Origin of the sequence: Moraxella lacunata, assembly GCF_002027545.1 — a bacterium.
Taxonomy (GTDB): domain Bacteria; phylum Pseudomonadota; class Gammaproteobacteria; order Pseudomonadales; family Moraxellaceae; genus Moraxella; species Moraxella lacunata.
Genome location: NZ_MXAN01000076.1, coordinates 1 through 6,030, shown reverse-complemented (window position 1 = coordinate 6,030; position 6,030 = coordinate 1). Strand labels below are relative to the sequence as shown.

4 protein-coding genes and 1 pseudogene are annotated in these 6,030 nt (G+C 46.9%); 3 read left to right on the top strand and 2 right to left on the bottom strand.

The features are described 5' to 3' along the window. Positions 1 to 157: 157 nt before the first annotated feature. The gene (locus tag B5J94_RS10190) at positions 158 to 760 is read right to left on the bottom strand and encodes a nitroreductase family protein (protein ID WP_062500830.1); all 603 of its coding nucleotides are present in this window, start codon (positions 758 to 760) and stop codon (positions 158 to 160) included. Positions 761 to 966: 206 nt separating this feature from the next. Here B5J94_RS10190 and B5J94_RS10185 point away from each other — a divergent pair, with 206 nt between their 5' ends. The 3 genes and pseudogenes from B5J94_RS10185 (at position 967) to B5J94_RS10175 (ending at position 5,806) form a co-directional block, all read left to right on the top strand. Continuing rightward, a complete protein-coding gene (locus tag B5J94_RS10185) occupies positions 967 to 1,863 on the top strand; it encodes a LysR family transcriptional regulator (protein WP_062500826.1) in 897 nt (298 codons plus the stop codon). A 336-nt stretch (positions 1,864 to 2,199) separates the two neighbouring features. Then, positions 2,200 to 4,599 (top strand): penicillin-binding protein 1B, encoded by a 2,400-nt coding sequence (gene mrcB / locus B5J94_RS10180; protein WP_062500834.1) that lies wholly within the window; start codon positions 2,200 to 2,202, stop codon positions 4,597 to 4,599. 131 nt (positions 4,600 to 4,730) lie between these two features. Next, positions 4,731 to 5,806 (top strand): annotated as a pseudogene (locus B5J94_RS10175) (Na/Pi cotransporter family protein). Here B5J94_RS10175 and B5J94_RS10170 read toward each other — a convergent pair. Next, positions 5,771 to 6,030 (bottom strand): transposase family protein (locus B5J94_RS10170; RefSeq protein WP_143821907.1); only part of this gene is annotated, 260 nt, incomplete at its 5' end. The pseudogene B5J94_RS10175 and the gene B5J94_RS10170 sit on opposite strands and share 36 nt — an antisense overlap.

Genomic DNA, 6,030 nt, shown 5'->3' with positions numbered 1-6,030 from the left:
GTGGTCGGATAGCCATTTTTCACGCAAAAACATCCTTTTATTTTTACAATATTTCCAAATTTTAAATGGTGTTATAAAGGGTAGGCATGCCCTAAAAAACCAAGATTTTTTATCTTGGTTCTATCTCTGTTTTTATGCTAACTTGTCTGTTTGATGATTAACCAAAGACTTTTAGGCGTTCTGCCACAGGGGCGAAAGTTTTCTCGCCAGCGGGGGCGACGATACCGCCAAAGACCATTTGGGCGACCAGTTGCCAGTTGCTAGGCACGTCCCATTCGCTTGCCACGAAGTCATTAATGAGCGGGTTGTAGTGCTGTAAGTTGGCACCGACATTGGCAGAAGCTAGGGTTGTCCAGATGGCGTACTGCACCATGGCATTGGCGTGACCTGCCCAGATGGGGAAGTTGTCGGCATAGGCAGGGAACTGTTCTTGCAAGCCTTTGACTACGTCGTTGTCTTCAAAAAACAGCACCGTGCCTGCCCCTGCTTTAAAGGCGTTTAATTTGTCTTGGGTGGGGGCAAAATTCTCAGCAGGCACGATACCACGCAAAATCTCGGTGGTGGCATCCCACAGTTTTTCGTGTTCAGCCCCGTGTAGCACCACAAGGCGAGTGGACTGCGAGTTAAACGATGATGGTGTGTGTAGTAGGGCGTGTTCGACGATTTGGTCGATTTGCACACTGGTTAAGGGGCTGTTTTTGTCTAGGGCATAGATGGAACGGCGAAGTTCGGCGGTGGCTTGTAGGGTTTGGGTGGTCATGGGATATTCCTTGTTGGATAAAAATAAATAAAAGGTAAATGAGATGGGATTTATTATAAATTAAAACAATAAGAAAACAATAGTCGTTTTGTTAAAGGTTTGTTTCTTATTAAGAAAAGGTTTATAATGGTAAAATGGTTTTGTTAAGTATGTTTTGCCATTTAACACACTTTTAAAAATATTGCTTTTAATATAAGAACCCCAACATGGACACACTCACCAGTATCAAAGTCTTTCATCAAGTGGTTTTGACAGGCAGTTTTACCAAATCTGCCGACAGCCTAGACATGTCGGTGGCGATGACCAGTAAGCACGTCGCTCACTTAGAACGCACGCTTGGCATTAAGTTGTTACACAGAAACAGTCGTAACATTCATCTGACTGACGCAGGCGAGCAGTATTATCGTGAGTCGCTGTACGCTTTGGAGCTGTTAGACAGTGCCAAAGAGACCGCCCAAGGGGCAACCGATGGCGTGCGTGGTATGTTAAAAATCACCATGCCCAGATGGTTTGCTAACCCCAAGATGGCAGGCTATTTGAGTGAATTTCAGGCACGTTATCCTGACGTGATTTTGAATGTCTCGCTGTCTAATCAGTTCGTGGATTTGGTGGCGGATGGTTTTGATTTGGCACTTCGGTTCACCCATGACCCCAAGCCGTCTTTGATAGCTCGCCCTTTGACACGCATGGATTTTTATCTGGTGGCAAGTCCTGACTATCTGTCACGCCACGGCACACCGACCACGCCCGATGAGCTAAATGACCCTGCTTGTCATCGGGTGATATTGCCAACGTATGTCAAAATGGATAGTGTGCCCATTTATCATCACGCCACGCAAGCAGAATTTGTGCTAAACCCCAAGCCGTCCATGTACAGCAATGACACGCCCATGATTAGTGAGTTGGTGCGGGCAGGGGCAGGGATTGGCTATGCCCCAAGCTGGCTTGTTGAGCATGATTTGGCAGATGGGCGACTGGTGCGACTGCTTGCTGATTATGAGCTGTTGTCGGTCACGCTCTATGCGATGTATGTGGATAGGGCGTTTTTGAGTGCCAGAGTACGGGCGTTTATTGATTTTATGGTGGAAAAGTTGGATGGTTAGGATTGAGCCATTTTTGATGTAAAAATAGAGTGAAATTTTTAAAATTTGTTTTCTTTTTATAAAAATGTACTTCATTCTCAACTTAAAACAGCAACTTATTGATTTTTCAATAATTATTTTTTGTTTGTAGGGGCGAATTGCAATTCGCCCTTGATAAATCAATCACTTATATAAAGTTGAGAATGGGGTAAAAATGTTATCAATGGTAGGCACGCCCTAATTATATCCTGTCAGCTGTCTGTAACATTTGGGTGGTTTTCCATGGTTTTTTCACTTGCCAAACGCCTGATTTTAACGTTATGATATGACACTTTTAATATTTTAACAATGATTATCATGCTAAATCATAAAAAAATCCCCAACCGCTCGCCAAAATCAGAGCAGGGGCTGATGCTTGTTGGGTTTTTGCTGTTGGTTATCATCATCGCAGGGCTGGTGTTTTTGGCGATGTATGCCTATAAGTTAAACAGCGAGATTGTCAGTAAATTTGAAAATCGCCGTTGGGATATTCCTGCCACGGTCTACTCTCGCCCGCTAGATTTGGAGCAGGGCGTGGCGGTCTCTGATGCCAATTTTAAGGCGTGGCTTGACATGCTAGGATACAGCCAAGGCGATGTCAATCAGACGGGGCGTTATGAGAAATCGGGCAGTACCTACACGGTGCATACACGGGGGTTTGATTATGGCGATGGTGAGATAGACCCAGCACAGGTGCTAAAAATCACCTTTAACGCTGGCAAAGTGACCAAAATCCAAAGCACCAATCCTAATACAGATGGGGCGGTGCGTTTAGAGCCGATTAACATTGGCGGTATCTATCCTGAGAATAACGAAGACCGCATTTTGCTGACCAAAGACACCATGCCTAAGCCGTTGGTGGATGCACTCATTGCGACCGAAGACCGTGGTTTTTATGAGCATTATGGCATTTCACTGCGTGGCACGAGCCGAGCGTTGCTCTCCAATGTCACAGGGGGCGAACGTCAAGGCGGTTCGACCATCACCCAACAGCTCATCAAAAACTTCTACCTAAACTCCGAACGCACCCTAAAACGCAAGGCAAACGAAGCCTTGATGGCTCTGCTGTTAGAGCGTCATTATAGCAAAGATGCGATTTTGCTGGCGTATTTAAATGAGATTAATCTGGGGCAAAATGGCAATCGTTCGGTCAATGGCTTTGGCATTGCGTCACATTTTTATTTTGACAAGCCCATATCGGAGCTGAGCCTTGACCAGTATGCCTTGCTTGTCGGGGTTGCCAAAGGGTCAAGCTATTACAACCCTAGAAAGCACCCTGAGCGGGCGACCGAACGCCGTAACACCGTGCTACACAACATGCTGGTGATGGGTAAAATCAGCCAAGATGAGTATAATGAAGCAGCCCAGCGACCACTGGGTGTGGTCAAGACCCCTGCCATCGCCAAGCCCAAATTCCCTGATTTCTTTGATGCGGTCAGTCGTGAACTAAGACGGTATTATAAAGACAGCGATTTGCGTGGGGCGGGGCTAAAAATCATCTCCACGCTAGACCCGATTGCCCAAATGTCGGCAGATAAAGCCATCAGTGAGCATTTAAATAAAAAAGGCAATAAAAACAAGAAGCTGCAAGGGGCATTGGTCAGTGCCGACCCTGCCACAGGCGAGCTCGTTGCCATCGTGGGTAGTGCCAGCGACTTTACGGGCTTTAACCGTGCCATCGATTCCAAGCGACAGGTCGGCTCACTGTTAAAGCCTGTCATCTACATGACTGCCATCCAGTCAGGCAAATACCACTGGGCAACCCCCATCAAAGATGAGCCCATCGCCTATCCTGCTGGTGGCAAATTATGGACACCCAAAAACTATGCTGGCAGAAGCTATGGTGATGTCCCCATGCTCACCGCCCTTGCCAATTCTTATAACCAGTCAGCGGTCAATGTTGGCATGGATTTTGGGGTGGATGTATTCGCCAAACAGCTACGTCAGTTGGGGGTGGAGAGTGAAATCCCCCACTACCCATCGGTCATGCTCGGGGCGGTTGATTTGTCGCCCATGGACATGCTCGGGGTGTATCAGGTCTTTGCCAGTGGTGGTTATCACACCCCCATTCATAGCATTCGTCAGGTCATCAGCGAGACGGGCAAAGTGATTCAGCGAACAGATGACAACATCAAATCAAGTGCACGCATACCGCCTGAGGTCATGACGGTAACAAACTTCGGTCTACAACAAGTGGTCAAAGACGGTACCGCCAAAGGCATGGGTAAGATTGGCAATACTTATAAACTCGCTGGCAAAACAGGCACGACCAATGATGCCCGTGATGCGTGGTTTGCAGGGTTTAGTGGTAACTATGTCTCGGTGGTGTGGGTCGGACGTGATGATAATAAACCCATCGGACTGACAGGGGGGTCAGGGGCATTGCCGATTTGGGCGGATTATATGAGACGGCTCAACTTAGCTCCTGTGCATTTTGGTCAAAGCAGTGATGTGGCGTGGCTGTGGCTCGATGGTGAGACAGGACTGCTCTCAGATGAGATGTGCGAGCGTGCCATGTATGTCCCTGTGCTAAGCAAGCATGCCCCCAAAGAAAGCTCGTCATGCCTAGATGAGCAGTATTTGGATGAGTATGATGAGGTCATCAGCGAAGATGGCGAAGAAGTCATTGACGATGGCGAGGTGGTCTATGGCGAAGTGGCTGATGAGACCGCAGAAGATGTGGTCTATGGCGAAGTAGAAACAGAAGAGAGTTTTTGATGTATACGGTCATTAAAAATCATTTGCAAAATCAAATCAATACTGCTATCATTGATTTATGACAAAATAGTGACAAAACCGTAACAAAGCTATGACAAAACTGTAAAATAGGATTGTCGTGGTTTTTGTTCATGCCACATACCAATCATGAAGTGTCCATCATGAAACGCAAAAACTACCTACACCATCTCATGCTTGTCGTCTTTGCCGTGGGGCTTGGTCTGTCCTTTTGGTACAGCCCGGCTTGGTTGCATCTGTGCTATGGGCTTGCCTTATTTTTGTTTGGTATGCAATGTATCGAAGAGGGCTTACACAGCACGGCAGGCGGGACACTTGAACGCTTGATGACAAAAAGCACCGCCACATCTGCCAAGGGCTTTTTGTTTGGGGTGGGTTCTACCTTTATTTGCAGTCCAGTATGCTTGTATCACTTTTGACCATCGCCTTTTTGGGGATAGGCATGATTACGCTTGCTGGCGGTATTGCCATTATTTTTGGCACAAACCTTGGGGCAACGACAGGCATTTGGCTACTTGCCTTGGCAGGGCAGAGCGTGAGCTTATCGCCTGTTGCCATTCCTATGCTGGTGTTTGGGATTTTGCTTGGGTTTTTTGGCGGTCAGCCCAAGGCGGTAGGGCGGATATTGGTGGGGGTGGCACTCATTTTTATGGGCATTGATGCCATCAAATCAGGCTTTGGGGCATTTGGCGGACAGCTTGATTTTGCGTCTTTGAATTTTAGCCCAACCTTAGAAGTGCTGACCTTTGCAGGGATTGGGTTTTTGTTAACTTGTGTGTTGCAGTCGTCTCATGCCACGCTGATTTTGACCTTGACCGCCCTTGCCAGTACGCAAATCACCATTCCCCAAGCCTTTGCCATTGCGGTCGGTTCAAACCTAGGCTCATCCGCTACGACCGCCATCATGGGCATGATAAGTAGCGAGCGAGCAGGGCAACGCCTTGCGTTGGCACACCTGATTTTTAATGGGGTAACGGCTCTTTTGACCTTTGTGCTGTGGATGCCGATGACCACGATAGTGGACGCCATTGCCGAGCTTGCCAATTTTCCGCCTTTGATACAGCTTGCCCTATTTCATACGCTCTTTAATGTGTTTGGCATTGCGGTGTTTTGGCGGTGGCAGGGCAATCTTGCTAATAGACCTCTTTCCAAACTACCCCAGCTCAAAATTATAAATCGCAGAAATTAGATTCACCATTAATCCAAATCTTTTTCTGCGATTGCGGTAGCGACATGATAAGATTTTAAAACACTTGAGTTTCCCAATGACATGTTCATTGGTTACTCGCTTGGATGATAACTTGCGATTTGCTTTTTTATCTGCTTTGGTTAAAGGTTTAAGTTTTGTCTTTTTCTTTGGTAGTTGGCTATTTGCATGAGTTTGTTGTATGCCTTGATAGCCTGAATCTACTT

What these genes read in the sequence shown, in the direction of transcription:
- B5J94_RS10190 (WP_062500830.1), bottom strand. Translation starts at nt 760, where the DNA reads ATGACCACCCAAACCCTACAAGCCACCGCCGAACTTCGCCGTTCCATC.
- B5J94_RS10185 (WP_062500826.1), top strand. Translation starts at nt 967, where the DNA reads ATGGACACACTCACCAGTATCAAAGTCTTTCATCAAGTGGTTTTGACA.
- mrcB (WP_062500834.1), top strand. Translation starts at nt 2,200, where the DNA reads ATGCTAAATCATAAAAAAATCCCCAACCGCTCGCCAAAATCAGAGCAG.